This window comes from Streptomyces sp. NPDC029151 (assembly GCF_055564315.1).
In genome coordinates this window covers 406,888-431,036 of record NZ_JBVHWQ010000008.1, presented here as the reverse complement: position 1 = coordinate 431,036, position 24,149 = coordinate 406,888, and the positions used below count along the sequence as shown (strand labels likewise).

Below are 24,149 nucleotides of genomic sequence, written 5' to 3'. Positions count from 1 at the left end.
AGTTCTCAAGGAACGGTCGCTTCCTTTGTACTCACCCTCTCGGGCTTTCCTCCGGGCGCTTCCCTTCGGTCTTGCGTTTCCGACTCTATCAGATCCTTTCGGCGTCCGATCCCCGGTCGGCGGGGTTTGTCTTCCCGGCTGTTGGGCCGTTCCGACGTCTCAAACCTTAGCGGATTCTCCCGGTTGCTCATAATCGAGGCGGTGGAACTAATTCGTGCATGCGGACATGACTCGAATCCAGTCCCGATGGGAGACCGCGCCTGCGGTTTGCTGCTGTTGCCCGGCCGGCGATGACATCGCACTGTCGAGCCGTTACGGCTCGGGGCAACCTGAGCATGGTACGGAGCCCGCCGACGGGCGTCAAGCTTCGGCGGGCAGAGTCCTGGGGCAGGGGTCAGACGGGTTCGGCGCGCACCACCGCGGTGTAGGAGCCGAGGCCCATCAGGCGGGCGCCGGCGATTTCGCCGAGGGCGGTGTAGAGCGTGAGGAGGCGACCGGAGGCGGGGTCGAAGGCGACGTCCCTGACCGTTCCGTGCTCGACGCCGTGCTCGGTCAGGACCCGGCTCCCCAGGAGCCGGTGATGGGCGGGCACGCTGTCCTGCCCCTGCTCGGCCGTGACACGCGAGTGGACGATCACCGCGTCCGGGCCCACCGCCTCCACGGCACTCCACGCCAGCGCTTCGGCACGGTCGGCCCCTGACAGCCGCACCGCGGCCACCGTGGCGTTGCGTGCGTCGACGGTCAGGTCGGCCACCTTGCCGACGCTGGTCGCGTCCTCGGCAGTGATCACCGGTAGGCCGAAGGCCTGGGAGAAGAGCAACGCGGGTCCTCCTTCGTCGGGCGTCGCGGCGCCGGGTCAGCGGTGCCGCATGTGTGTGAGGAAGGCTTCGACCTGGGCGGCGAAGCTGGGCAGGTCGTCGGCGACGAAGCGCTGTGCCTGCGCGGGAACGACCAGGGCCTCACCGGAGACGGCCAGTGACTGGCCGCGGGGCACGAACACCTTGCGGTGCCGGCGGTCCAGCTTGTCGTAGGCGGCCACCTCGAAACCGACGACCCGCCCGCTCGCCCCCGTCTCGATGACCACGTCGGCCACGGTGCCGATGTCGGTGCCCTCTTCGGTGAGGACCGGGGCTCCCAGGACGCGGCCGCGATCGGCCTCACCGCGTCCGACGACCGCGTCCCGGTCCTCGAAGAGGGCCTGGCTGACGATCATCACCGCCGACGGCCCGACCGCGTGCACGCGGGAGAAGGGAAGGCTCTGTTTCAGCGGCCCGGCCAGCAGGCCCCGCCCGCTGAGGGTGAACCCGGTGATCCGGCCCGCCGGTCCGTCGAAGACGACGTCCTTGATCTGTGCCACCGCCTCACCGCCGAGTGTCACCACCACCCGGCCGGACAGTTCGGAGGCGAGTACGAGCGTGTTCACCGTCCGCCTCCCCGGCCGGCTCGCCCGCGGTTGACGGCGATCACCGTCCCCGATCGGCGCCGTGCCTGGACGAGGGCCGTCGCCCCGGCGAGCAGTGCCACCGCCGCGACGAGGGCGACCAGCCAGACCCACCACATCGTCATCCACCTCCCTGCCACCGGTCACCCGTCGTGACCGACGATGCGCTCAGCGACCTCTCCGTGGTAACCGGTTGCCCTCCGTACCGGCGGACACGCCTGCGTTTCCGTGGGGGATGCCGCGTGGATCGCGGGGGTGGGATTCCGAGCGGGTCACCAGCCGACCGGGGCCCCAACTGCGTTCGTTGGAGGCGTACTTGAGCTCGTCCTGCTCGGGTGCCTGGGGACGACCGTCCTGCGGTGACGCCGGTGAACGCCTTCCTGACGCCGGCCGGCCGCGCGGACAGGCGGCTCGTCCCCGATGTCGCCGCCCGGTACTCCACCGACGCTCGCCTTGGGCGCCGCCCCCCCCTAGGACGGGAACCGGCCTAGTTCGCGGCTAGCGTCGGCATCAGGTCGAGGCGTCCGCTCCCGGGAGGAAGTCACCATGTCCGTCAGGTCCGTTCCCCGCGGCTACAGCACTGTGACGCCGTGGATCATCTCCCCCGACACGGTGGGGCTCATCGACTACATGAAGAGGGCCTTCGGCGCGGAGGAAATCGCCTGCCTGGTCGGCGAGGACGGCAGCGTCGAGCACGCGGAGGTCCGGATCGGCGACTCGGTGGTGATGATGTTCGACGCGCGGCCCGAGTGGCCCCCGACCCCCGGCTTCCTCCGTCTCTACGTGGAGGACGCCGACGCCGTGCACCGTCGGGCGGTTGCGGCCGGCGGCACCTCGGTCACCGAGGTGACCCACCTGTTCTTCGGAGACCGGGTCGGCCGGGTGCGTGATCCGCTGGGCAACCTGTACTGGATCCAGACCCACGTGGAGGATCCGGACCCGCAGGAGATCGGACGCCGCCTCGGCGACCCGGAGTTCACCGCGGCGATGGCGTACGTCAGAAGCGCCGACTTCTTCCCGGGGCGGGCCGTGTGACGACGCGGGCGCGCGGGGCGGGCGGGGGCCCGCCCCGCGGGTGCCGGGGCGACGGCAGCCTTCTCCCGGCTCCTACTGGTCGAAGTAGCTGAGATCGCCCACGGTCCAGGCACTGACGTCCTTGATCGCGACTCGGTACATGCCCCCCGACTCCGGGATCCCGAGGCTGCCCTGCAGGATCCGGGCGAGATGGAAGTGCAGATGCGTGGGCGCCTCGTCGCCACCGGGCCGGTTCGCCCGCGGGCCGCGGGCGAAGACGTCCGAGAACGGGCCGAGACGGTCCGAGTCCTTCAAAACCTCCGCCACCCGCTCCCGCCACACGGCCTCGGGAGCCAGTCGGCCGGTGATGACGGCACCGCCGACGACCACGGTCAGCGACATCTGATTGCTTCGCTCGGACTCCACCGCGGCGGAGATGGCGACGAGCAGCTCATCCGGGTTCGACATGACAGCAGAGCTTATTCGGCCCGACCGTGCCGGCACCGCCCGCGGGGTGAGAACGGGGTGTGCGCGGGTGGCGGCGCTCGGCGCGTGGACGTCCCGCGTCTTCGATGAGGGCAGGGTTCCCGATCCGCTGAATGGATGAAAACTGCTTTAGTCAGGGTAGATTTTCACTCCCGGCGTGGGTACGCTTCTTCTCGAAGACACGGTCGAACGAGACCCGCCGGACGCGAACGGGCGGGTGGCTGACGAGTGGTCGGTCCCGAAGCGGACCCGAGAGGAACGGAGGAGCTGACGCCATCAGGATCGCCCGGTCCGAGGAGCGCTCGGCCCGGGTACCGCAAGACCCCGGATTGGATGGTGGTCCCCGGTCACGCAGCTGCGATCCCCCGCTCAGCGGCCCTGTCGGGCCGGCAGGCGGACACAGAAGGTCGGCACGGCGGTAGCCGCCGACAGATGGTGTTGAATTTCCTTCGGGGCCCTGGTGCCGTACGGCGCCAGGGCCCCTCGACGCGTTGCACAGCGAGGTGACATGACATCGGACAACCCCCTCAACGATCGTCTGGACGACGACGACTACCCCGCGTACACGATGGGCCGGGCGGCCGAGATGCTCGGCACCACCCCCGCCTTCCTCCGAGCCATCGGGGAGGCCCGCCTGATCACCCCGCTCCGCTCGGAGGGGGGACACCGCCGGTACTCCCGCTACCAGCTGCGGATCGCCGCTCGCGCCCGCGAACTCGTCGACAAGGGGACCCCGATCGAGGCCGCGTGCCGCATCGTCATCCTTGAGGACCAGCTGGAGGAAGCGCAGCGCATCAACGCCGAGTACCGCCGCGCCGCCGGCGAATCGGCGGCCGGGGCCGGTTCCGGATCTGGTTCCGGATCGGCGGCGGGAGCCCGGTCCGGAGCGGGAGCCGGGGCCGGCTGAGCTCGGGCGCGTCATGGGTTCTCGGCCCGTCGGGCGCCGATGTGGTGGGGGTCTCTTTGTCGGGCATATGATATTCCGTCGAGCGGGTAGGCGCGGCCTGACGACCTGCTCGCGGGAGCGGGCGCTGACGGCAGGGAGGGCCCGGGATGACGACGGTGCTCGTCGGTACGACGACCGGTTCCGGTACGGATTCCGGTACGGAGCTCCCGCAGATCGCGGATCCGCAGAAGGTCGCGCCCCAGGACGCCCGTGCGCTGACCGGGACGTTCCTGGACCGGCTCGCCGTGCTGGAGGAGGGGACGCCCGAGTACCAGTACGCGCGCAACACCCTCATCGAGATGAACATGTCGTTGGTGCGCTTCGCCGCCCGGCGGTTCCGCAACAGCGGTCAGGACATGGAGGACGTCGTCCAGGTCGGCACGATCGGTCTGATCAAGGCGATCGACCGGTTCGAGGTCTCCCGCGAGGTGCAGTTCACCAGCTTCGCCGTGCCGTACATCGTCGGCGAGATCAAGCGGTTCTTCCGGGACACGTCCTGGTCCGTGCACGTGCCGCGACGGCTGCAGGAGGCGCGTACCGAACTCGCCAAGGCGAGCGAGGAACTGCGCAGCCGGCTGGGGCGTGCCCCGCGGGTCTCCGAGCTGGCCGCGCTCATGAACCTCACCGAGGAACAGGTCGTGGAGGTCCAGGTCGCGGCGAACGGCTACCACTCCGCCTCCCTCGACGCCGCGATCACCGGTGACGCCGACGACGGCGAGGCTGCCCTCTCCGCGTTCATCGGCGAGGAGGACACCGCTCTCGAACTCGTGGAGGACTTCCACGCGCTCGCCCCGCTCGTCGCCGATCTGGACCAGCGCGAACGGCGCATCCTGCACCTGAGGTTCGTCGAGGAGCGGACTCAGGCGGAGATCGGCAAGGAGCTGGGCGTCTCCCAGATGCACGTCTCGCGGCTCATCTCGCGCATCCTGACGCGTCTGCGCTCGGGGATGCTCGCCACCGGCTGACCCGCGTCACCCCTGCATCGGATACGGACGGGGCAGGCGTACGACCGTCACGAAGAACTCGTCGATCTGCCGGACCGCCGCGATGAACTGGTCCAGGTCGACGGGCTTGGTGACGTAGGCGTTGGCGTGCAGCTTGTAGCTGCGCAGGATGTCCTCCTCGGCGGAGGACGTCGTCAGGACGACGACGGGGATGTGGGCGAGGTCCGGGTCGGACTTGATGCGCTCCAGGACCTGGCGGCCGTCGTACTTGGGCAGGTTGAGGTCCAGGAGGATCAGGTCGGGGGTCGGGGCCTGCGTGTGGGCACCCCGGCGGTAGAGGAAGTCGAGGGCCTCCTCGCCGTCGCGTACGACGTGCAGGGTGTTGCCGATCTTGTTGTCCTCGAACGCCTCCCGGGTCATCAGCTCGTCGCCGGGGTCGTCTTCGACGAGGAGGACCTCGATGGGCCGGGCGCCGGGCGTGGTCATGCGGGTTGTCCTTCCGGGGTGGTGTGGGCGGATGCCGCTTCCTCGGGCGCGGCGGGGACGCCGACCGGGGTGGTGGGCAGGGTGAAGCAGAAGCGGGTGCCGCCCGTGTGGGTGGCGTCGATCCAGATGCGGCCGCCGTGGAACTCCACGATCTTCTTGCACAGGGCCAGGCCGATGCCCGTACCGCTGTAGGCGTCCCGGCCGTGCAGGCGCTGGAAGATGACGAAGACCTTCTCGGCGAACTCCTCCGGGATGCCGATCCCGTTGTCCGTCACGCTCAGCCGCCATGTCTCGCTGCCGGCCTCGGCACCGGCCGCGGGTGCGGAGTCGCGCTCGCAGGTGATCTCGATACGGGGGGTGCGGTCGGGGTGGCGGAACTTGATGGCGTTGCCGACCAGGTTCTGCCAGAGCATGACCAGCAGCATCGGGTCGCCGGTGATCTCCGGCAGTTCGGCGGGGCGCTGGACGACGGTGCCGGACTCCTCGGCCGCCGCGGTGAGGTTGGCCACCGCCTTGTCCAGGGTCTGCCCCAGGGAGACGGGGACATGGGCGTCGTTCACCCGGCCGACCCGGGAGAAGGTGAGCAGGTCGTTGATGAGGGTCTGCATCCGCTTGGCGCCGTCCACGGCGAACGCGATGTACTGCGTGCCGCGTTCGTCGAGCTTGTCGCCGTACCGCTTCTCGAGCAGCTGGCAGAAGGAGGCGACCTTGCGCAGCGGCTCCTGCAGGTCGTGGGAGGCGACGTAGGCGAACTGCTCCAGCTCGGTGTTGGACCGGCGCAGCTCCACCGCCTGGGCGTCCAGGTCGGCTGCCTGCCGGGTGAGGTGCTCGTGCTGGACGCGGGAGGCGTCGAGCTCCGTCACCAGGCGCCGGCGCATGGCTTCGACGTCGTGGGACATGGCCCGGATGTCGGCCGGTCCCCCGGCGGGGATGTGGCGCCGGAACTCGCCCTGGGCCACCCGGCGCGACGCGGTGCGCAGGCCGGCCAGGGGCCGGGCGACCAGGGTGTGCACCAGTACCGCGAGGACGACGGCGGTGATCAGGAAGGCGGCGACCATGCCGGCCAGCACCCAGTTCCGTACGGTGCGGATGTGGGCCAGCTCGCTCCGGCTGTGGTCCCTGGCCTCCGTCAGGTGCCTGTTCTGGATGCCGAACAGGGCGCGGATGTGGTCGAAGGCCGCCTGGCCCCGTTCGGTGGTGGACTTGCCGGCCGGCCGTGGGGCGCCCGGGGTGACGCCGGCGATCAGGGGATCGGCGTACGTGCGGCGCCAGTCGGCCGCCGCGCGCTCGATGGTCTCCAGGTCTCGGCGCAGGACCGGCCGGTCACCGATGCGGCGCCGCAGTCGGGCGGCGGAGTCCTTCTCGGCCCGCCGTCCCTCGGTGTACGGGGTGAGGAACTGCCGGTCCGCGGCGAGGACGTAGCCGCGGGCGCCCGTCTCCTGGTTCAGCAGGGCGTTCTGCAGGCGGAGCGCCTCGGCGCGGGCCGGCTGGATGTCCTCTATCACCTGGTCGGAGACGCGCGCGGTCCGCGCCAGCAGCTCCGCGCCCACCACCGAGCCGGTCACCACGAGGGTGATCATCACGGCGAGCACCAGGTGGAACCAGCCCTGCACGGTGATGCGGCTGCGCCGGCCGGGGCTGGGCGATGGGGGGGACGTTGTCACCGTCGGGTTTCCTCGTTCACTCGGGCTGCCGGTGCCACCGCAGGTGCAGCACGGCCACGTCGTCGGCGAGACCGCCGTAGTCCTCGGCCAGTGCCTCGGCACGGCCGATCAGCTCGTCCACGAACGCCTCCGCCGGCAGGGTCGCCACCGAGCGGGCCAGGTCCCGAAGGCCCTGCTCGCCGAGCCGTTCGCGCCCGGGCCCGGTCCGTCCCTCGAACAGGCCGTCGGTGAAGAGGACGACTCCCGCACCGTCCGGCAGGGTGAGGTCGGCCACCGGCCAGTGGGCCGTACCGCTTGGCAGCACTCCGAGCGCCGGTCCCCCCGGTACCTCGATCCAGTCCACGCTGTCGCCGGCGCGCAGCAGCATCCCGGGGTGGCCGGCGCGCATCACCCGCGCCGAGCGGCCGTCCGGCAGCAGTTCCAGGCTGGTCAGGGTGGCGAAGATCTGCTCACCGGTGCGTTCGGCCACGAGGATCTCCTCCAGCGTGCTCAGCTGCCGGGCACCGGTGGCACCGCTGACCACGAGGGTGCGCCAGGCGATGCGCAGTCCCACACCGAGCGCCGCCTCGTCGGGGCCGTGGCCCGAGACGTCGCCGATCAGCACGTGCACGCAGCCGTCCGGTGTCTGTACGACGTCGTAGAAGTCGCCGCCGAGCAGCGCCTGTTCGCGGCCCGGCAGATAGCGGGCGACCACTTCGAGGCCCGTCGCCTCGCGGAGCAGCGGGGTGGGCAGCAGCCCGCGCTCCAGCCGGCGGTTCTCCTCGGCACGCAACTGGCCCGCCTGCAAGGCCGCGGCCGCCTGCTCGGCCAGTTTGCGCTGGATGGCGTACCGGACGGCTCGGCCGAACAGCTCCGCCTCGACGCGTCCTTTGACCAGGTAGTCCTGCGCGCCCGCGGCGACCGCCGCCAGTCCGGTGCTCTCCTCGGCCAGCCCGGTCAGCACCACGACCGCGACGTCCGCGAACTGCCGCACCCGGGCCACGCCCTCCAGCCCGTGGGAGTCGGGCAGGTGCAGATCCAGCAGGACGCAGTCCGGCGCCTCCGCCGCGAGGACGGCGCTCGCCTCGGCCAGGGACCGCACCCAGGTGAGCCGCATGCCCGGGGAGCAGTCGGCGACCAGTTCCTCCACGAGGAGGGCGTCCGCCTCGTCGTCCTCGACCAGGAGCACCGATGGCTCCTGCCAGGCCCAGGCCGCGCCCGCCACCGTGGCGGAACCAGGGGCGACCCGTACGCCGACGAGCCCATGTTGTGTCGGGAGCATCCGTCCCTGCTTCCCCTCCCACGCCTCGGCCGAGCCTCTCGGAGCTCCTCGTTGCCATAGGGCAATGAACGAAGCCTACTGGCCGCGATCCGTTCTGTCCCCCGGGGAGGCGATCGCGCCGGAGTGCGGATCTTTTTCCGGCCACTGCCGGGTGATCCGCGTGCGTATCGTCTTTCCGTGAGCCGTGGGCGGACGCGAGGCACGCCCGGCGGGCGGTGCGCTTGCCCTTGCCCCTCGGGCAACGTGCTTGTCCGGCGGCTCTTCGGGTACCGCGTTTGAATGAGGGTGGTATCCGTATGGGCAGGCCATTACTGAAAGCGATGTGTTCGTGACTCGTCTCACCGGCTTCGGGGACGACCAGCCGAACGGCCCGGGTGACGATCTTCTGTCCGTCGCCCGGGAGATCGCCGATGCCGTGGACGCTCTCGCGACCCTGTGGTCGGTGGCCGCCCAGGGGGCGAGTCTGCGGCTGTCGCCGCACCAGTTGCGGGCCCTGCGGATCCTGGAGGCCGAACCGGGGCTGAATCTCACCGCGCTGGCGGAGGGCATGGACATAGGGCCGCCGACCGCCAGCCGGCTGTGCGACCGGCTGGAGGCGGCGGGGCTGCTGGAGCGCATGCTGCACCCGCACAAGCGGCGGGAGGTGCAGTTGGTCCTCACGGGGCGCGGCCGGCAGGTGCTGGGTGAGGTGGCCGAGCGCAGGTCACAGGCGCTCGCCGCGGTCCTCGCCGGGATGGGGTCCGCCGAGCGGGAGGCGCTGAGCCGGGGGATGCGGGCGTTCCTGGGCGCTCAGGACGGTACCGGCGGCACCGGTCGTACCGGCCGCGCCGGCGGTGGCGGCCGGCAGGGCGACGGGCCGCGGGCCTGACCGGGACCGGCCGGGCGGTCAGGCGGTCAGGCGGCCGGGCGGTCAGGCGGACGGGCGGCCGTACCAGTCGAGGCAGACCACGGCCGCGTCCGACATCAGTTCGCTGCTGCCGTAGTGCTCGACCAGTCCGGCGATGACCGCGCGCGCCGTCTCGTGCGGCTGTGCCGGGCGGGTGGCGCCGAGGATCTGGCGCAGAACCTGCTCACCGAAGAGGTCGCCCGCCGTGGAGCGGGTCCCGTGCACCCCGGTGCTGACCGCGATGAGCCGGTCGCCGGGCTCGACCTGGAACGTCTGCTCGACGTAGAGGGTCTCCTCGAACATGCCGAGCGGTAGCTGCGCTTCCAGCTCTATCCGCTCGGTACGGCCGTCACGCTGCCGGAACAGCTGCGGAGAGCCCGCGTCGACCGCGTGCACCGTGCCGGTGGCCAGGTCGAAGTGCAGCAGCAGCGTGGAGGCGTACATCTTGCCGCCGTACTGGGCGTACACGGCCTGGTCGGCGAGGCACGCCTGGTCGGCGAGGCCTATGCCGGCGCGGCGGGCGTTACGCAAGGCGCCGACCGCGAGGCTGGTGAGCAGCGAGGCCTCGATGCCCTGTCCCATGCCGTCGGTGACGGTGAGGACGAGGTGGTCCGCGCTGGTGGACCAGTCGAAGTTGTCGCCCCCGATGGCGTAGGCGGGTTCGAGGTGGGCACCGATCACGAACTCCTCCCGGGCACAGCCGCGGCCGGGCAGGAGCTGCCACTGCATCTCGGCGGCGAGGGTGAGCCGGCGGGTGCGGCGGGCCTGGAGGTAGAGGTCGGTGTCGCGGCCCGCGGTGGCCACCTCGTGGCCGAGTGCCGTGGCGAAGTCGCCGAGCCGGAGCACGGAGTCCGGGTCGGTGGTCCCGGCGGGCAGCCGTACGCAGAGGACTCCCAGGCGGTCGCCGCGCACCGTGATGGGCAGGTGCAGCAGGTGGCCGGCCGGCTCGTGCAGGACCTCGACCACCGGTTTCTGGGTGAGGAAGGCACTGCCCGCCGGGCCCTCGTGGGCGGGGAGCGGAGTGCTGGTGTGCGGCAGGTGGGACACCGGTTGCAGGACGTTCAGTCCGTAGTCGGCGAGGAGCAGGGTCACCTCCTGCGCTCCGACCCGCTCGGCGAGCAGCCGGCGGGCCGTGGCGACCAGCGCGTGCGGCGCGGCGGCGCGCAATTGGGCTTCCGCGGACGGAAACGGTTCAAAGGCTGTCACGACATCCACCCTCTCGCCCTGTCTGCTCCACGCTACCGCCGACGGTGGACGTCAGGGTCCCACGGCGGACGTCAGGGTGTGGCACAGCAGCAGGCAGACGTCGTCGTCCCGCGCGCAGTCGTGCAGAAGGGGCTTGAGCAGGGCGTCGGCCGCGGCCTCCGGGTCCTGCTCCAGCTCGGCGGTGCCGAGGGTGCCCAGCGCCCGGGCGAGGCGCTCGATGCCGGGGTCGATGCCCTGCGCCCGGCGTTCGACCAGGCCGTCGGTGTACAGCAGGAGGGACGAGCCGGCGGGCAGGTCGGCCCGGTGGTCCGTGTGGACGTACGGCACCGGGATGCCCAGCATCACGCCCGGTCTGGTGTCGAGGACCCGTACCGTGCCGTCGGCTCCGCGCACCACGGCGGGCGGGTGCCCGGCCGACGCCCAGACCACCTCCGGTTCGCCGGGCCGGAAGCGGGCGATCATCGCGGTGGCGTACAGCTCGGGTTGGAGGTGCCGGAGCATGCGGTGCAGACGCGTGAGGATCTCCGCGGGGCTGTCGTTCTCGACGGCGTAGGCGCGCAGGGCGGTGCGCAGCTGGCCCATGACGACGGCGGCGTGCAGCCCGTGCCCGGTGACGTCCCCTATGACGGTGAGCAGGCTGCCGTCGGGCTGGAGGAAGGCGTCGTACCAGTCACCGCCGATGTTCAGGCCGCGGGTGGCGGGAAGGTAGCGCGCGGCCAGCAGCAGCCCGGCGGGAGCGGGCAGTTCGGTCAGCTGGGCGCGTTGCAGGGCCTCGGCGGTGTCGCGGTACTGCTCGTAGCGCAGGGCGTTGTCCAGGGCGATGCCGGCCCGGCGGGCCAGTTCGACCAGCATCACCGAGGTGTCCGGGTCGAAGCGAGCCCCCGGGGAGGTGAGGGTGAGGACGCCCAGCGGACGGCGGGCGATCAGGGGGATGGCCAGCAGGGGGCGCCGCGGGAACAGGACGGAGGGCGGGAGGTCGTCCACGCCGGGCAGCGCGCCGGGGTGGGCGGCGGCGTGCTGGGGACGGCCGGTGCGGGCGGCGGCCACCGCGGCCGCTGAGCGCGGGCGGACACCGCGGGGGTGTGCGCCCGTGGTCTCCTCGTGGTGCTGGTGCTGGTGCTGGTGCTGGTGCTGGGGCTGGTGGTGGGCGTGGTCCTCGCGTCCTTCGCCGTCCTCGGGGCCATCGCCGTCCTCGGGGCCATCGCAGCCCTCGCGGCCCCGGCCGGCCTCGCAGCCGTCGCCGTCGTCGCAGCCCTCGCAGCCCTCGCGGCCCCGGCCGGCCTCGCGGCCCTCGCCGTTCTCGCGGCCCTCGCCGTCCTCGCCGTCCTCGCCGTCCTCGCGGCCCCGGCCGGCCTCGCGGCCCTCGCGGTCGTCACGCTCCCCGCGTTCTTCGCTCTCCTCGTCGAAGAGCCATACGTCGAGGTGCTCCGCGTACTCCGGTACCAGGAGGTCGGTCAGGCGTCGCAGGATGGCCGGAGGGCTGAGGGATGCGGTGATGGCGGCGCTGGCGTCGCCGAGGAAGGTCAGCAGGCGCCGGGCCCGCTCGGCCTCGGCGCGTGCGGTCCGCTCGGCGTCCAGCAGGTCCTGCTGGACCAGTGCCGCGGCCTCCAGGTCGGAGTGCAGGGCCAGGACGCCCTGGTTGGTGTGGTGCAGTTCCTCCCGGTGCAGCCGGACGAGGCGCTCCTGCTCGTCCAGGACACGCAGGACGGCCGCGGTGTCCTCGTCGGCGCGCAGCAGGGCCTCGGGCAGCGGCGGATCGGCGGGCGGGCCATCCTGGGCGGGCCGGTGGCGCAGGGGGCAGACGAGGGTGGGCCCGTCGTCCGGGACCGGCGCGGACGAGGAGGCGACCGGCCGTAGCCACACGGCGAGCCGGGGGTCATGCTCGGCGGTGGTCTGCCGGACCAGGAGCAGCAGTTCCCATACGCCGCCCTCGCCGAGGCAGCGGCGCAGCCGTGCCGTGAGCGCCGTGAGGAAGCGGGCCCGGTCCAGGGCCGGCGCCCCTCCGTCCGCGGCGACACCGGCGACGGCCGCACGGGCCCGGGCCGCGTCGGCCGCCGACCCGATCTTCCAGACCTCCGGGTTCGCCGTCATGGGCATCCGTCCCGTGGGCCGGGTGCCGGAACGGCCGTCCGGGCGTCGTCGTGCGGGCGGCGGACGGCGCTGCCCGCGGCCCGCGCCCCGGTGCCGGCGTGGACCGGGATGTCACGGACTGGGATGTCACGGACCGGGATGTCACGGACCCCGCTCACGGCGCACCCGCGCGGGGGGAGGGCAGACCGGAGGCCCAGTCGGTGATGGTGACGGTGGTGCCCCGGCCGGGGGTGCTGTCGAGGGCGAATTCCTGGACGAGCCGTCTGGCTCCGCTCAGGCCCAGGCCGAGGCCGCCTCCGGAGGTGTAGCCGTCGGTCATCGCCAGGTCCACGTCGCGGATGCCCGGGCCGGCGTCGACGAAGGACAGCCGCAGCCCGCGTCGGGCGCCGTCGCCCAGGGGCGTCATCTCCATGTGGCCGCCGCCCCCGTGCACGAGGGTGTTGCGTGCCAGCTCGCTGACGGCGGTCACCAGCTTCGTCTGCTGCACCAGGCGGAACCCGAGGTCGGCAGCGGCCTGGCGCACCAGCCGGCGCACCCGGGACAGGTCCGCGTCCGAGCCGATGGGCAGGCGGGTGGTGGGGGCGAGTGGGGCATGCATCACGCACCCTCTTCCGGGTGAGCGGATGGGATCGCCGGAGTGCCGTGGCCCAGCAGGAACAGTGCTCTTTCGACGTCCAGGGCCGTCTCCAGGCCGGGCAGGACGAGCCCCAGCTCGACCAGGGTGACGGCCACCGCGGGACGCATGCCGGCCAGGATCGTGCGGGTGGCCAGCAGGCGTGCCTGCGCGGCGGTCTCGGCCAGGACACGGCCGAGGAAGGAGTCGACGATCTCCACGCCGGAGACGTCGATCACGACACCGCCGACCGGCGCCGGGCTGGACGCGATGCGCCGGGCGATGTCGTGCCGAAGCCGCTCGGCCACCCCGTCGTGCATTTCTCCCTGCAGGGTGACCAGCAGGACGTCTCCCAGCGCCAGCACCGGCACCGGCACCGGCGCCGGCGCGGGTCCCGCACGGGTGGCGGAGGGGCCCGTCACCGCGGGCCCGCTCCCGCGGCCGGACGTGGGGAGACGACGATGCCCTGCTGGCTGAGCGCGTGCGCGAGGGCGTCGGCGAGACCGGCCCGCGTGATGATCGACCCGAGGTCGATGCCGAGGTGGACGATGGTCTGCGCGATGGCGGGACGGATACCGGAGACGATGCAGTCCGCGCCCATCAGGCGGGCGGCGGCGACCGTCTTCATCAGGTGCTGGGCCACGAGCGAGTCGACGGTCGGTACGCCGGTGATGTCGAGGATCGCGTACCGGGCCCGCTCGTCCACGATCGCCTCCAGCAGGCTCTCCATCACGACCTGGCTGCGGGCGCTGTCCAGGGTGCCGATCAGCGGGACGGCGACGATGCCCTCCCAGACCTTGATGACCGGGGTGGCCACCTCCAGCAGCTGCTCGCGCTGCCTGGCTATCAGTTCCTCGCCGGCGCTGACGGTGGTCTCCATGACCACGAGACGGAGCGTTCCCATCAGGACCGTCAGCGCGAGCGTGCACGCGTGCGCGTGCTCGCCGGCGGTGTCCTCGAACTCGGCCCGCAGCAGGGCGACGGCCGGCTCGCGCAGACCGGCGACCTCGCCGGCGATCCGGGAGGGGCTGGACCCCGCCCGGGCCCGGGAGACGGCCATACGGCCGAGCTGCTCCCTGACGGCGCGGAAGCCCGGAGCCTCGACGTCCTCCAGCCGCCCGGTGCGGGCCACCTCGGCCAGGGCGTCCACCACCGCCTTGCACGCTTCGACCGCCTCGTCCCGGGAGACGGTGAAGACCGTACGGAACAGTGCGGCGTCCGCCCACCGCTGGGCGATCTGCTCACGGCGCCGTTCCAGGAAGGCGCCCAGATCCTGCGCCACCTCGGGTGTCGTGGTGTGCTCCGCCACCTGCATCGTCTCCCTGCTCGAGCGCCTTCGGCCGCCCGCCGGGCGAACCATCGGACAATTATTGCCGCACGACAAGCTGTGTGCGAGGTCATGGGGCGGACCACACGCGATCGTCACAACCGGGCGGTCCCGCCGCTCACGCGCCGGCCGGCCTCCCGTGCCAGTCCAGGCACACGACCAGGGCGTCGTCGTTCGGGAGGACCCTGCCGCGGTGACCGGTCAGCTCCCGCAGGATCGCGCGCGGCACCTCGGCGGCGGGCAGCAGCCGCGTGGAGTGGATCGCCCGGGCGAGCGCCGAGTCGCCGTACGCCTCCCCCTTCGGGGAGGACACCGCGTGCACCCCGTCGCTGACGAAGACGAGACGGTCGCCGGGCTCGGCCTGGAAGTCCTGGGCGACGTAGTCGGTCTCCTCGAACATGCCCAGGGGCAGCTGCGCGTCGAAGGCGATGCGCTCCACGCAGCCGTCGCGCAGCCGCAGCAGCTGGGGGGAGCCGGCGTCCACGACACGGGCCCGGCCGGTGGCCAGGTCGAAGTCGAACATCAGGACGGACAGGTAGCAGCGGCCCCGGTAGTGGGCGTAGACGGCCTGGTCCGCGAGGGCCGCCTGGTCGGCGATGGGGATGCCGGCGCGCCGGGCGTTGCGCAGCGCGTTGATGGCCAGGTTCGTCAGCAGCGCCGCCTCTATGCCCTCCCCCATGCCGTTGGTGACGTACAGCATGAGGTGGTCGGCGGTGGCGGACCAGTCGAAGTTGTCCCCGAAGATGGCGTACGCGGGCTCCAGTTGCGCCCCCAGCTCGTACTCGGGACGGGAGCAGGAGCGGCCGGGCAGCAGCTGCCACTGCATCTCGGCGGCCAGGGTGAGCCGGTCCTTGCGGCGCGCCTGCAGGTACAGGTCGGTGTCGCGCTCGGCCACGATCACCTCGTGCCCCAGCATCTCCGCGATGTCGGCCAGCTCCGGCTCCCAGCGGCGCACGGCCTCGGTGCCGGACAGCGTCACGGTCAGCACTCCGAGCCGGTCGCCGCGCACACTGACCGGAAGGTGCAGGCGCGCCCGCCCGTCGCGTCCGTCCTCGCAGTACGGCCGCTGGGAGCCGAAGGCACGGCCGGCCGGACTGCTGTGCACCGGTACCGGCTCCAGGACGTGCGGCAGCACCATCACCGGCTGCAGCACGCTCATGCCGTAGTCGACCAGGAACAGCTCGACGTCCTCCGCCCCGTACTGCTCCATCAGTACGGCACGGATGGCGTCGAGCAACGCATGGGGAGCCGCTGTGCGCAGCGCGCGTTCAGCGGCCACGAATCTGTTCATGGGGGATCTTCACCAATCCTTCGCCGGACAACGTAGGTGCCTCACCCAAGAGGCCGGGCTTCTGCAGAGCCGCGTCGGTCACCCCGGGCACCTGTGACCGGTGCGCACGCCTAGTACGCTGACAGGCGCCCCAGTGCCTGCGAGAGTGTGACCGTGACTGCCTTCCGCCGCCGCCCAGAGCCCGAAGAGGTCGCGCGGGTGACCACCACGGCCGTCGAGCTGCTGGAGGTCGTGTGGGGTCGCGCCTCGACCGCGCCCACCTCCGCGTCCCAACTGCGCGTGCTGCACATCCTGGAGCACCACGACGGGATCAACCTGCGCACCCTCGCCGAGTACCTGGCCTCCACCCCGCCTTCCACCAGCAGGCTGTGCGACCGGCTGCAGGCAGCCGGTTTCGTCGAGCGGATGGCGAGCCCGGGGGACAGGCGGGAGGTGCGCCTGCACCTCAGCAGCCGGGGCCGCGCCTTCCTCGCCGACCTGCGGGCCCGCAGGGAGACGGAGTTGCGGAAGGTGCTGGCGGATATGCCCGCCGCCAAGCGGATCGCACTGATGGAGGGGCTGGAAGCCTTCTGCGCCACCGCGGCGACGCAGATACTCGGCGACGCCTCGGACCCGGACAGCCAGACAGCCTGAGCCACTGTTCGCGGCACCGGCGCCACCGCCGCCTCTCGGCGAGGGTGGCCGGCACACGGAGCGGTCTCCGTCCACCGGAGCATTCCTGGTCCTTCCCCGCGCACGTCCGACACGGTTACTTTGTTGCCTGATGGCTATTGTTGTCAAACGGCAACAGTACGTTGCACGTCCCTTGCTCCCCTTCGGATACCCCGTGACGGCCCGATCTGCCGGGGGTGTGCGTCATGTCTCCGAAGGAGGGATGCGGCGCATGTCCGGAGCGATCGCGGGAAACCGCCGCCCGAGGCCGGGCGGCACGCGTCCGCGGGTACGGTGCCCCGGCCGGCCGGCCTGGCCGGGCTCTGAGCGGCCGGCGCCGACCGGATGCCCACGTCACCGACCCTGCCGGCCGGGGGGCTGGACTACCGGGGGCCTTGACTACCGGGGGGTGGACTACCGGGGGGGCTGATCCGCCGGTGACTTGTCCGATCGAGTCCTGGGGGGCCGGTGCCCTGTCCGCCGGGCGCTGGGCGGCCAGCCCCTGCCCTCTACCGGCCGGGGACCGGTCGGCTCGCGAGTTTGGGGTGGTCGGTGTCCGGGAGCCAGTCGCGCTGCGGTCGGTACTCCAGCCAGCGCCGGGCGCGGCCGGAGTCGGTGAAGCCGCGCAGCAGGGCGGCGAGCAGGGGGTGGCGGGACGACTCGCGCCAGGCCAGCGACCACGCGTACAGCGGGGTCGGCTCGACCAGCGGGATGGAACGCAGGCCCAGGTGCTCCGGCAGGGGCACGTCGGCGGGGAAGACGGTGAAGCCCTCGGGGGCGGTGTGCAGGTGCCGGGCCAGGTGGTCCAGGCCCAGGTTGGGGCCGTCATGCCGGCGCGTGATCCGGAACTCGTCGGCGAAGCGGCGCAGGAAGTCCAGGCGGTCCAGTTCGGCCGGGCACACCAGGACACTGTCGCGCAGGTCGGCCGGGCGCAGTACGTCGGCGGCGGCCAGCGGGTGGGACGGGCCGACCACCGCGTCGACGGGCTCCAGCCGCACCAGACGCTGGGTGAGTCCCGCGTCCCGGCCGTCGGGCAGCGGGTGCACCCGGCCGAACCCCAGGTCCGCTTCGCCGCGCAGCAGGGCCTGCGCCACGGACGGCCAGTCCCGCCCCGGTCCGGGCTCCCAGCGCACCGCGTCGAGCGCCCGTACCGCCTCCGCGACCGTGCGCATCGGCGCGAACAGATGGCCCCACGTCTCGATCCGTACGACCGGACCGGCGCCCGTCACCGTCGCGACCGCCCGCTCCCCCGCCGTCAGCACCTCGTGCGCGGCCGGCAGGAACCGCTCCCCCGCCTCGCTGAGCCGGACACCGCCGTGGCGCTCGAAGAGCCGCACGCCCAGCACCGCCTCCAGCCGCGCGACGCGTTTGGAGATCACCTGCTGACTGGTGTCCAACTCGTCGGCGGCCCGCCCGAAGTGCAGTGTCCCGGCGGTCGCGACGAAGGCGCGGACCAGCGTGAGGTCGAGGTCCATGCCGCTGACCTTATGCGACAACCCGGCGTTGTCGGTCGGACGGCCGGGTTGTTGGCCGGTGCGCCCCTCCGCGCGGTCCGATGGCCGCGGCAGAGACACCGGGGAACGGCCCCGGGCCGCCGAGGAGTTGAACCACCATGAAGGCGTTCGTGCCCACCGGGGACCCCGCCGAGCCGGTCGTCCTCGCCGACGTCCCCGAGCCGACACCCGGCCCCGGCGAAGCGCTGGTCAAGGTCGAGGCGTTCTCGGTCAACCGGGGCGAGACGTTCAAGCTGGAGAAGCCCGCCCCCGGCGACCGCCCCGGCAAGAACATCGCGGGCCTGGTCGTGCAGCCCGCCGCCGACGGCAGCGGGCCGTCCGGGATCACGCGGGTCCTCGGCCACCCCATGGCGGGCGGCTGGGCGGAGTACGCGGCGGTGCCGACCGGTGCGCTCGCCGAGTTGCCGGACGACGTCTCCGTGCTCCAGGGCGCGGCGCTGCCGCTGGCCGGGCTCACCGCGCTGCGGCTGCTGCGCGCCGCCGGACCGGTGCTCGGCCGACGGGTGCTGCTGACCGGCGCCTCCGGGGGCGTGGGCCACTTCGTCACCGAGCTCGCGGCCGCCGCCGGCGCTCAGATCACCGCCGTCACCAGGGACGCCGCACGCGGGAGCCGGCTCGCCGAACTCGGCGCCGCCGAGATCGTCCATGACGTCGCCGACGCCCGGGGCCCGTTCGACATCGTGCTGGAGTCGACCGGCGGGCAGGCGCTCCCCCGCGCGCTGGCACGGCTCGCCCGGCGCGGCACGCTCATCTGGTTCGGGCAGGCCGGCCGCGTACCGGCGACGCTCGACTTCTTCGACTTCTTCGCCGGGCCGGAGTCGGCCGTCATCCGCCACTTCCACTACCTCGACGCCGACACCCGCCTCGACGACGACCTGGCGACCCTCGTCCGGCTGACCGCCGAAGGCCGCCTGCACCCCGAGATCGGCCGCGTCTCGGACTGGGCCGACACCGCGACCACCCTCACCGACCTGCGCGACCGCCGCATCCGCGGCAAGGCCGTCCTCACCGTGTCCTGACCGCCGCGCCCCGGCCCACCCGTCCTGACACCACCCGCTCACGCACTCACGCACTCACGCACTCACGCCGGAAACGACCGGACGTGAGAACAACCTAAGGAGACGCACCGATGACCACCAACGACCCGCGGGCCGTCGTCATCCGCTACGTCGAAGCCGTCCGCGACGGCGACGCCGATGTCATCCACGACAGCTTCGCCGAGGACGCGACCTGGCACTACCCGGGCGACCTGCCCGTCTCCAAGGTGTGGCGCGGCCGCGACGCGATCGTGGGCGACTTCCTCGGCAGCATGGGGACGGTCTTCGTCCCCGGCACCGTGGAGATCGAGCTGGTCGGCACGATCGCCGAGGGCGACCGCGTGGTGGCCGAATGGACGTCCAGGGCCGAGACCGTCCACGGCGGCACCTACGACAACCGCTGCCTCGGCATCTACACCGTGCGCGACGGCAGGATCGTCTCCGTGGTCGAGTACGCCGACACCCACCACGTGGCCAAGACCCTCTTCGCCGGCGCCGACACCGCGGCCGTGCCCTCCCCGTCGGCCGAGTAGGGCCTCCGCCCGCCGGTCCGCGAGACGACACGGCGGCTCGCACGGCGGCGCAGGGGACACAGGCGACACGGACGGGGGAGACGGGGGACACACGGGCGGGGAGGCCGGGGAAAAACGGGCGGGGAATGACCCGCGCGGAGGGCCGAGGAAATCTGTATCGGCGAGCCCACATCTCCGGGTCCGTCGGAGTTAGGGTTGTCGGACGACGCGGATGGTGCCGGATCCTACGGAGGCCGGCGCCAGGCACACCCCGGGCCCTCGCCGCGTCCCCGAAACGAAGGTGCTATGCCCGCTGAGAACGCCGCTGTCGCCGGCAACCTGGACGACGACGACTACCCCGCCTACACCATGGGGCGGGCCGCCGACGTTCTCGGCACCACTCCCGCCTTCCTCCGGGCCGTCGGCGAAGCCGGGCTGATCACCCCGCTCCGCTCGGAGGGCGGCCACCGCCGCTACTCACGCCGCCAGTTGCGCGTCGCCGCCCGTGCCCGTGAGCTGGTCGACCAGGGCACCCCCGTGGAGGCCGCGTGCCGCATCGTCTCCCTCGAGGACCAGCTGGACGACGCCCTGCGCCTGAACCGGGACATGCGCCGGAAGCTGGACCAGGGGCCGGGCGGGCGCGGCGCGGATATCTAGTCTCGCCACTGCAGAAATACCCACAGGCGCGGCAGGATGATTGCGGGACACCCGCGAAAACGTCTCGCCGCGTCCATCCGGCCTGTGTTAGCGTGATAGCAGTTGCAGTTTTGGTTGCCAGAGATTCTTTCTTTGCAGAGCTTTCCGGATCTTTCCGGAGGGGTGATCATCGCGGCGACTCGGCTTCGCAAGGTGCGAAGTCCGGCACTGCCCCCCAAGGGAGATTCAATATGGCATCTGGCACCGTGAAGTGGTTCAACGCGGAAAAGGGCTTCGGCTTCATCGAGCAGGAGGGTGGCGGCCCGGACGTCTTCGCCCACTACTCGAACATCGCCACCCAGGGCTTCCGCGAGCTTCAGGAAGGCCAGAAGGTTACCTTCGACGTCACGCAGGGCCAGAAGGGCCCGCAGGCCGAGAACATCGTTCCCGCCTGACGCTGACGCGAACGCGTCGTGAGCCCGTGGCTCACGCATGATGTGGCTGGGGCCCGCGCTCTCGGGGTGCGGGCCTCAGCCCATTCATCATTTCAGCCGCATTCCGCCGGCTTTTCTTTTTCTTTTTACCTTCGGCTCATTCTTGCGAATCCTCGCGCGGTCGTCACCGGCGGACGGAATTCCTCGATACGCCGCATCGAGGAAGGTTCCTTCATGAACCGCACCCGTCGCTCGGACAGGTCCGCGCGTTCGGCGGGCTCCGCTTCCGGCAGCCGCTTCCGTACGCAGGGCACGGGCCGGCAGGGCCCCCGCCCCGGCACCGGACGCAAGACCGGCCAGGGCGCACGCCCCGCCCCCCGCCGTCAGGAGTTCGCCCTGCCGGTCACGCTCACCGAACCGCTGCCGGCGGTCGAGACCTTCGCGGAACTCGACATGCCCGCACGGCTGCTGGCCGCCCTGAGCACCGAGGGCGTGACCGTGCCGTTCCCGATCCAGGGGGCCACGCTGCCGAACGCGCTGGCGGGCCGCGACGTCCTGGGCCGGGGTCGTACGGGCTCGGGCAAGACGCTCGCCTTCGGCCTGCCGGTGATCGCCCGTCTGGACGGGCAGCGGGCCCAGCCCGGGCAGCCGCTCGCCCTCGTCCTCGTCCCGACCCGGGAACTGGCCCAGCAGGTCACCGACGCGCTCACCCCGTACGCCCGCGCGCTGCGGCTGCGGCTCGCCACCGTGGTGGGCGGGGTGTCGATCGGCCGTCAGACGAGTGCGCTGCGCGCCGGCGCGGAGGTCGTCGTCGCGACGCCCGGCCGCCTCAAGGACCTCATCGAACGCGGGGCCTGCCGGCTGGACGAGGTCGCGGTCACCGTCCTGGACGAGGCCGACCAGATGGCCGACATGGGCTTCATGCCGCAGGTCACCGCGCTGCTCGACCAGGTCCCGGCCGACGGCCAGCGGTTGCTGTTCTCGGCCACCCTGGACCGCAACATCGACCTCCTGGTGCGCCGCTACCTGCACGACCCCGTCGTGCACTCCGTCGACCCGTCCGCGGGAGCGGTCACCACGATGGAGCACCACCTGCTGCACGTCCACGACGACGACAAGCACACCGCCGCGACCGAGATCGCCGCCCGCGACGGACGCGTGATCATGTTCCTGGACACCAAGCACGCGGTGGACCGGCTGGCCAAGCACCTGCTGTCCGTCGGTGTGCGGGCCGCGGCCCTGCACGGCGGCAAGTCCCAGCCGCAGCGCAACCGGACGCTGGCGCAGTTCAAGGGCGGCCAGGTCACGGCTCTGGTGGCCACCAACGTCGCCGCCCGCGGCATCCACGTCGAAGGCCTGGACCTCGTCGTGAACGTCGACCCGCCCGGCGACCACAAGGACTACCTGCACCGCGGCGGCCGTACCGCGCGTGCCGGCGAGTCCGGCACCGTCGTCACCCTCGTCCTGCCGCACCAGCGGCGCGCGATGGACCGCTTGATGGCCGACGCCGGCATCACCCCGAGCACCGCCCGGGTCCGCCCGGGCGAGGCCGAACTGCACCGCATCACCGGCGCCCAGATCCCCTCCGGCGTGCCCGTCACCATCGCCGCGCCGGCCGACGGTCCGCGCGAGGGCAACGGATCCCCGGGACGGCGCCGCAGGGGCCGGACCACCGCCGCCCGGGGCCGTCGGCCCGCCCGGAGGAACAACCCGTAGCAAGGAGGCACCCATGCGCTGTGTCATCGCCCGTTTCCCGTTCGACCTGATCAAGAGTGAGGTCGAACAGTCCATGAGCGGCATCACGCCCGAACCCGTCACCAGCGTCTCCGTCACCATCGGCTCTCACGTCTACCCCGTGATGCAGGTCGGAGAGGTGATCACCAGGCAGAACCGCCGCGACTTCACGGTCACCGAGATGCGCCGGGCCCTGACCCGCCTCGGCTTCACCTGCCACGACACGCCCCCGGTCGCACCGACCCAGGCCTCGCTGGCCGGGGAGGACCCGCTCGGCTGGTGACGCGGCCGGTAACGGTCCCGGGCGGCGGCACCACGGCCCGGGACGCCCGGAGCGGTCCACGCCCGTTCACGGCGTACGGCTGGGAATCACGCAGTTCCTCGGCTGTTCCCGGCCGGTGGGCCAGCCCAGACCGACGAACTTCAGCTTCCCCCGGCCGCTCTGCCGGCCGGGGTCCAGTTCGACCACGGCCACCGGTTTGTCGTAGGCGTTGCCGCCGCTGGTCAGGCAGATCAGGCCGCTCGTGCCGTGCACCCGGTGCCGGGACTGGAGCTGGGACCACTCCCTGCCGACGTCCTCCGGACGGGGCACGGTCCCGGCGTTGCCGCTCTGCATCTGGTGCAGCGCGGTGCCGATGGTGACGAGGCCGTCGTAGACGAGCATCGTCCGGGAGTCCTCCAGGTCCGGGCCGGGGCCGAGGTCGACGCCCTGTCGACGGGTGGACCCGATCAGGTTCCGCAGGCCGTCCAGGGCCGCCTTGGGCTCGCTGAGGTACTGGGGGAGTTCGTTCGCGGTGGGCCGGCGGTGGTGGGTCCTGGCCCAGCTCCGGGTCCAGCCGGCCAGCTCGGTGGTCCAGGCGTCGGGGTGCGCGGGGGCCGCGTACTGCACGGTCACCCTGGGCCTGCCGTCCGTACCGCGCAGCTGCTCCCAGTCCTTCTCCTTCATGTCCTGCCGCAGCGAGGCCGCGTCGGAGCCGCTGACGATCGTGTAGTGCCGGTTCTCGCAGCCCACCTGGGCGAGTTTCAGGGCGAAGATCCGCAGGTGCAGGGCGCGTCCCGCGAAGTAGACGGTGTCGGCGTCCGAGTCGCAGATGTTGTTGGCTATCTGGGTGAACTGGTTGCCCGTCGAGCCCGCCTCGTCGATCGCCGGGGACTCGAAGGACATCGGGGCGGGACCGGGCGGCCCCTTCTCCTCGATGCCGCTGAACGCCTTCGCCAGCGACTCGTCGTAGTTGTCCGGCCGGGTGTCGTGGACCAGCACCGTCCTGCGGTTCTCCCGGCCGCGGTCGCCGTTGAAGTCGGCCAGCGCCTGCGCCGCGTCGCCGTTGGTGGGGATGATGCGGGCCAGTCCGGGGAACCGCGGCTTCGCCATCCCGTCCGCCCCGTCCTCGTTGGCGATCTGGTCGCCGCTGATCCGGGAGGCGAGCACCGGGACCTTGTGGTCCGTCAGGCGCCGGACCGCGTCCTCCGTGCTGTCGAGACTGAGGTTGAACCCGGTGACGGCGCGCAGCCGGTCCTCAGGAGAGGCGGCCATGCGCAGCAGGGTGTCCACGACCTTCGCCTGCTGCCCGTAGTCCCGCCCGGGGTTGGCGAGGACCAGCCGGATCCTGGGCGGTTCCCCCTCGCCCTTGTTGGCCTGGAGCTGGCCCAGGTAGGCGCCCTGGAGGTCGCTGCGCATCTGCCGCCGCAGCGCCGGCCTGTCCGACTGGAGCGGCGTCATCATCGCCACGGTCACATGGGGCTGGCCCTCGATCCTCCTGTTCTCCTCGGCGATGGCCCGGGCCACGGCGCTGATCTCCGGGGTGCCGAAGTCGTAGCCCTCGCCGTCGACGCCGATGCACTCGCCGCCGATCCGCTCGATCCCGTCGGCGCAGGTGTCCGGTTTCATGAGCTGGGACCAGCCGAACCAGCCCGCCGCCACGGCCACCGCCGTGATCAGGATCGTGTAGAGGAACTTCTTCCACCTGGGCATCCC

26 protein-coding genes are annotated in these 24,149 nt (G+C 72.2%); 11 read left to right on the top strand and 15 right to left on the bottom strand.

Annotation, left to right across the window (positions count from 1 at the left end):
* Window positions 1-394: 394 nt before the first annotated feature.
* From ACZ4VF_RS29110 to ACZ4VF_RS29100, 3 genes are read right to left on the bottom strand one after another with little or no spacing between them, the layout of a single operon-like run.
* Entirely contained in the window at window positions 395-820 is a 426-nt protein-coding gene (locus tag ACZ4VF_RS29110; protein WP_467929643.1) for a PRC-barrel domain-containing protein, read from the bottom strand.
* Between the two features lie 36 nt (window positions 821-856).
* The gene (locus tag ACZ4VF_RS29105; RefSeq protein WP_467929642.1) at window positions 857-1,423 is read right to left on the bottom strand and encodes a PRC-barrel domain-containing protein; all 567 of its coding nucleotides are present in this window, start codon (window positions 1,421-1,423) and stop codon (window positions 857-859) included.
* Window positions 1,420-1,566 carry a hypothetical protein gene (locus ACZ4VF_RS29100; protein ID WP_467929640.1) on the bottom strand — a complete coding sequence of 49 codons (147 nt, stop codon included), beginning with the start codon at window positions 1,564-1,566 and terminating at the stop codon, window positions 1,420-1,422. The genes ACZ4VF_RS29105 and ACZ4VF_RS29100 overlap by 4 nt, the downstream gene beginning before the upstream one ends.
* A gap of 421 nt (window positions 1,567-1,987) precedes the next feature.
* Here ACZ4VF_RS29100 and ACZ4VF_RS29095 point away from each other — a divergent pair, with 421 nt between their 5' ends.
* Window positions 1,988-2,476 (top strand): VOC family protein, encoded by a 489-nt coding sequence (locus ACZ4VF_RS29095; protein ID WP_467929638.1) that lies wholly within the window; start codon window positions 1,988-1,990, stop codon window positions 2,474-2,476.
* A gap of 72 nt (window positions 2,477-2,548) precedes the next feature.
* Here ACZ4VF_RS29095 and ACZ4VF_RS29090 read toward each other — a convergent pair whose 3' ends face one another.
* A complete protein-coding gene (locus ACZ4VF_RS29090; protein WP_467929637.1) occupies window positions 2,549-2,923 on the bottom strand; it encodes a hypothetical protein in 375 nt (124 codons plus the stop codon).
* 526 nt (window positions 2,924-3,449) lie between these two features.
* Between ACZ4VF_RS29090 and ACZ4VF_RS29085 the strand changes: the two genes are divergently transcribed.
* Window positions 3,450-3,848, top strand: a complete 399-nt coding sequence (locus ACZ4VF_RS29085; RefSeq protein WP_467929636.1) for a MerR family transcriptional regulator — start codon at window positions 3,450-3,452, stop codon at window positions 3,846-3,848.
* Between the two features lie 146 nt (window positions 3,849-3,994).
* Window positions 3,995-4,852 (top strand): RNA polymerase sigma factor SigF, encoded by an 858-nt coding sequence (locus tag ACZ4VF_RS29080; protein WP_467929634.1) that lies wholly within the window; start codon window positions 3,995-3,997, stop codon window positions 4,850-4,852.
* Window positions 4,853-4,858: 6 nt separating this feature from the next.
* Here the strand turns inward: ACZ4VF_RS29080 and ACZ4VF_RS29075 are convergent, their stop codons facing one another.
* The 3 genes from ACZ4VF_RS29075 to ACZ4VF_RS29065 all read right to left on the bottom strand — a co-directional run bounded on the left by ACZ4VF_RS29075 (window position 4,859) and on the right by ACZ4VF_RS29065 (window position 8,242).
* Entirely contained in the window at window positions 4,859-5,317 is a 459-nt protein-coding gene (locus ACZ4VF_RS29075) for a response regulator (protein ID WP_467929633.1), read from the bottom strand.
* Window positions 5,314-6,897 (bottom strand): sensor histidine kinase, encoded by a 1,584-nt coding sequence (locus ACZ4VF_RS29070; RefSeq protein WP_467929671.1) that lies wholly within the window; start codon window positions 6,895-6,897, stop codon window positions 5,314-5,316. Before ACZ4VF_RS29070 ends, ACZ4VF_RS29075 begins: the two co-directional genes overlap by 4 nt.
* A gap of 100 nt (window positions 6,898-6,997) precedes the next feature.
* Window positions 6,998-8,242 (bottom strand): PP2C family protein-serine/threonine phosphatase, encoded by a 1,245-nt coding sequence (locus ACZ4VF_RS29065; protein ID WP_467929632.1) that lies wholly within the window; start codon window positions 8,240-8,242, stop codon window positions 6,998-7,000.
* Between the two features lie 328 nt (window positions 8,243-8,570).
* On the opposite strand from ACZ4VF_RS29065, the gene ACZ4VF_RS29060 reads away from it, so the two are divergent.
* A complete protein-coding gene (locus ACZ4VF_RS29060) occupies window positions 8,571-9,110 on the top strand; it encodes a MarR family winged helix-turn-helix transcriptional regulator (RefSeq protein ID WP_467929630.1) in 540 nt (179 codons plus the stop codon).
* 42 nt (window positions 9,111-9,152) lie between these two features.
* Here ACZ4VF_RS29060 and ACZ4VF_RS29055 read toward each other — a convergent pair whose 3' ends face one another.
* From ACZ4VF_RS29055 to ACZ4VF_RS29030, 6 genes are all read right to left on the bottom strand, one after another.
* A complete protein-coding gene (locus tag ACZ4VF_RS29055) occupies window positions 9,153-10,343 on the bottom strand; it encodes a PP2C family protein-serine/threonine phosphatase (RefSeq protein ID WP_467929629.1) in 1,191 nt (396 codons plus the stop codon).
* 42 nt (window positions 10,344-10,385) lie between these two features.
* Complete coding sequence (locus ACZ4VF_RS29050; RefSeq protein ID WP_467929627.1) at window positions 10,386-12,425, bottom strand: PP2C family protein-serine/threonine phosphatase; 2,040 nt, start codon at window positions 12,423-12,425, stop codon at window positions 10,386-10,388.
* Window positions 12,426-12,579: 154 nt separating this feature from the next.
* Entirely contained in the window at window positions 12,580-13,023 is a 444-nt protein-coding gene (locus ACZ4VF_RS29045) for an anti-sigma regulatory factor (RefSeq protein WP_467929669.1), read from the bottom strand.
* Entirely contained in the window at window positions 13,023-13,460 is a 438-nt protein-coding gene (locus tag ACZ4VF_RS29040; RefSeq protein WP_467929626.1) for an STAS domain-containing protein, read from the bottom strand. Before ACZ4VF_RS29040 ends, ACZ4VF_RS29045 begins: the two co-directional genes overlap by 1 nt.
* Window positions 13,457-14,353, bottom strand: coding sequence for an STAS domain-containing protein (locus ACZ4VF_RS29035; RefSeq protein ID WP_467929625.1), 897 nt, complete (start codon window positions 14,351-14,353; stop codon window positions 13,457-13,459). Before ACZ4VF_RS29035 ends, ACZ4VF_RS29040 begins: the two co-directional genes overlap by 4 nt.
* Window positions 14,354-14,483: 130 nt before the next feature.
* Window positions 14,484-15,656 carry a PP2C family protein-serine/threonine phosphatase gene (locus ACZ4VF_RS29030; protein WP_467929623.1) on the bottom strand — a complete coding sequence of 391 codons (1,173 nt, stop codon included), beginning with the start codon at window positions 15,654-15,656 and terminating at the stop codon, window positions 14,484-14,486.
* A 147-nt stretch (window positions 15,657-15,803) separates the two neighbouring features.
* Between ACZ4VF_RS29030 and ACZ4VF_RS29025 the strand changes: the two genes are divergently transcribed.
* The gene (locus ACZ4VF_RS29025) at window positions 15,804-16,289 is read left to right on the top strand and encodes a MarR family transcriptional regulator (RefSeq protein WP_467929622.1); all 486 of its coding nucleotides are present in this window, start codon (window positions 15,804-15,806) and stop codon (window positions 16,287-16,289) included.
* Window positions 16,290-16,816: 527 nt separating this feature from the next.
* Here ACZ4VF_RS29025 and ACZ4VF_RS29020 read toward each other — a convergent pair.
* Window positions 16,817-17,782, bottom strand: a complete 966-nt coding sequence (locus ACZ4VF_RS29020; RefSeq protein WP_467929621.1) for a LysR family transcriptional regulator — start codon at window positions 17,780-17,782, stop codon at window positions 16,817-16,819.
* Between the two features lie 137 nt (window positions 17,783-17,919).
* Between ACZ4VF_RS29020 and ACZ4VF_RS29015 the strand changes: the two genes are divergently transcribed.
* From ACZ4VF_RS29015 to ACZ4VF_RS28990, 6 genes are all read left to right on the top strand, one after another.
* The gene (locus tag ACZ4VF_RS29015) at window positions 17,920-18,840 is read left to right on the top strand and encodes a zinc-binding dehydrogenase (protein WP_467929619.1); all 921 of its coding nucleotides are present in this window, start codon (window positions 17,920-17,922) and stop codon (window positions 18,838-18,840) included.
* 110 nt (window positions 18,841-18,950) lie between these two features.
* Window positions 18,951-19,391: a nuclear transport factor 2 family protein gene (locus tag ACZ4VF_RS29010; RefSeq protein ID WP_467929618.1), complete on the top strand. Its 441-nt coding sequence runs from the start codon at window positions 18,951-18,953 to the stop codon at window positions 19,389-19,391.
* Window positions 19,392-19,676: 285 nt separating this feature from the next.
* Window positions 19,677-20,027: a helix-turn-helix domain-containing protein gene (locus tag ACZ4VF_RS29005; RefSeq protein ID WP_467929617.1), complete on the top strand. Its 351-nt coding sequence runs from the start codon at window positions 19,677-19,679 to the stop codon at window positions 20,025-20,027.
* 230 nt (window positions 20,028-20,257) lie between these two features.
* A complete protein-coding gene (locus ACZ4VF_RS29000; RefSeq protein ID WP_031482971.1) occupies window positions 20,258-20,461 on the top strand; it encodes a cold-shock protein in 204 nt (67 codons plus the stop codon).
* Window positions 20,462-20,674: 213 nt separating this feature from the next.
* Window positions 20,675-22,156 (top strand): DEAD/DEAH box helicase, encoded by a 1,482-nt coding sequence (locus tag ACZ4VF_RS28995; RefSeq protein WP_467929615.1) that lies wholly within the window; start codon window positions 20,675-20,677, stop codon window positions 22,154-22,156.
* 13 nt (window positions 22,157-22,169) lie between these two features.
* Window positions 22,170-22,457, top strand: coding sequence for an SCO5918 family protein (locus tag ACZ4VF_RS28990; RefSeq protein ID WP_467929613.1), 288 nt, complete (start codon window positions 22,170-22,172; stop codon window positions 22,455-22,457).
* Between the two features lie 66 nt (window positions 22,458-22,523).
* On the opposite strand, the gene ACZ4VF_RS28985 is transcribed toward ACZ4VF_RS28990, so the two are convergent.
* A complete protein-coding gene (locus ACZ4VF_RS28985; RefSeq protein WP_467929612.1) occupies window positions 22,524-24,146 on the bottom strand; it encodes an ABC transporter substrate-binding protein in 1,623 nt (540 codons plus the stop codon).
* Between the last annotated feature and the right edge of the window lie 3 nt (window positions 24,147-24,149).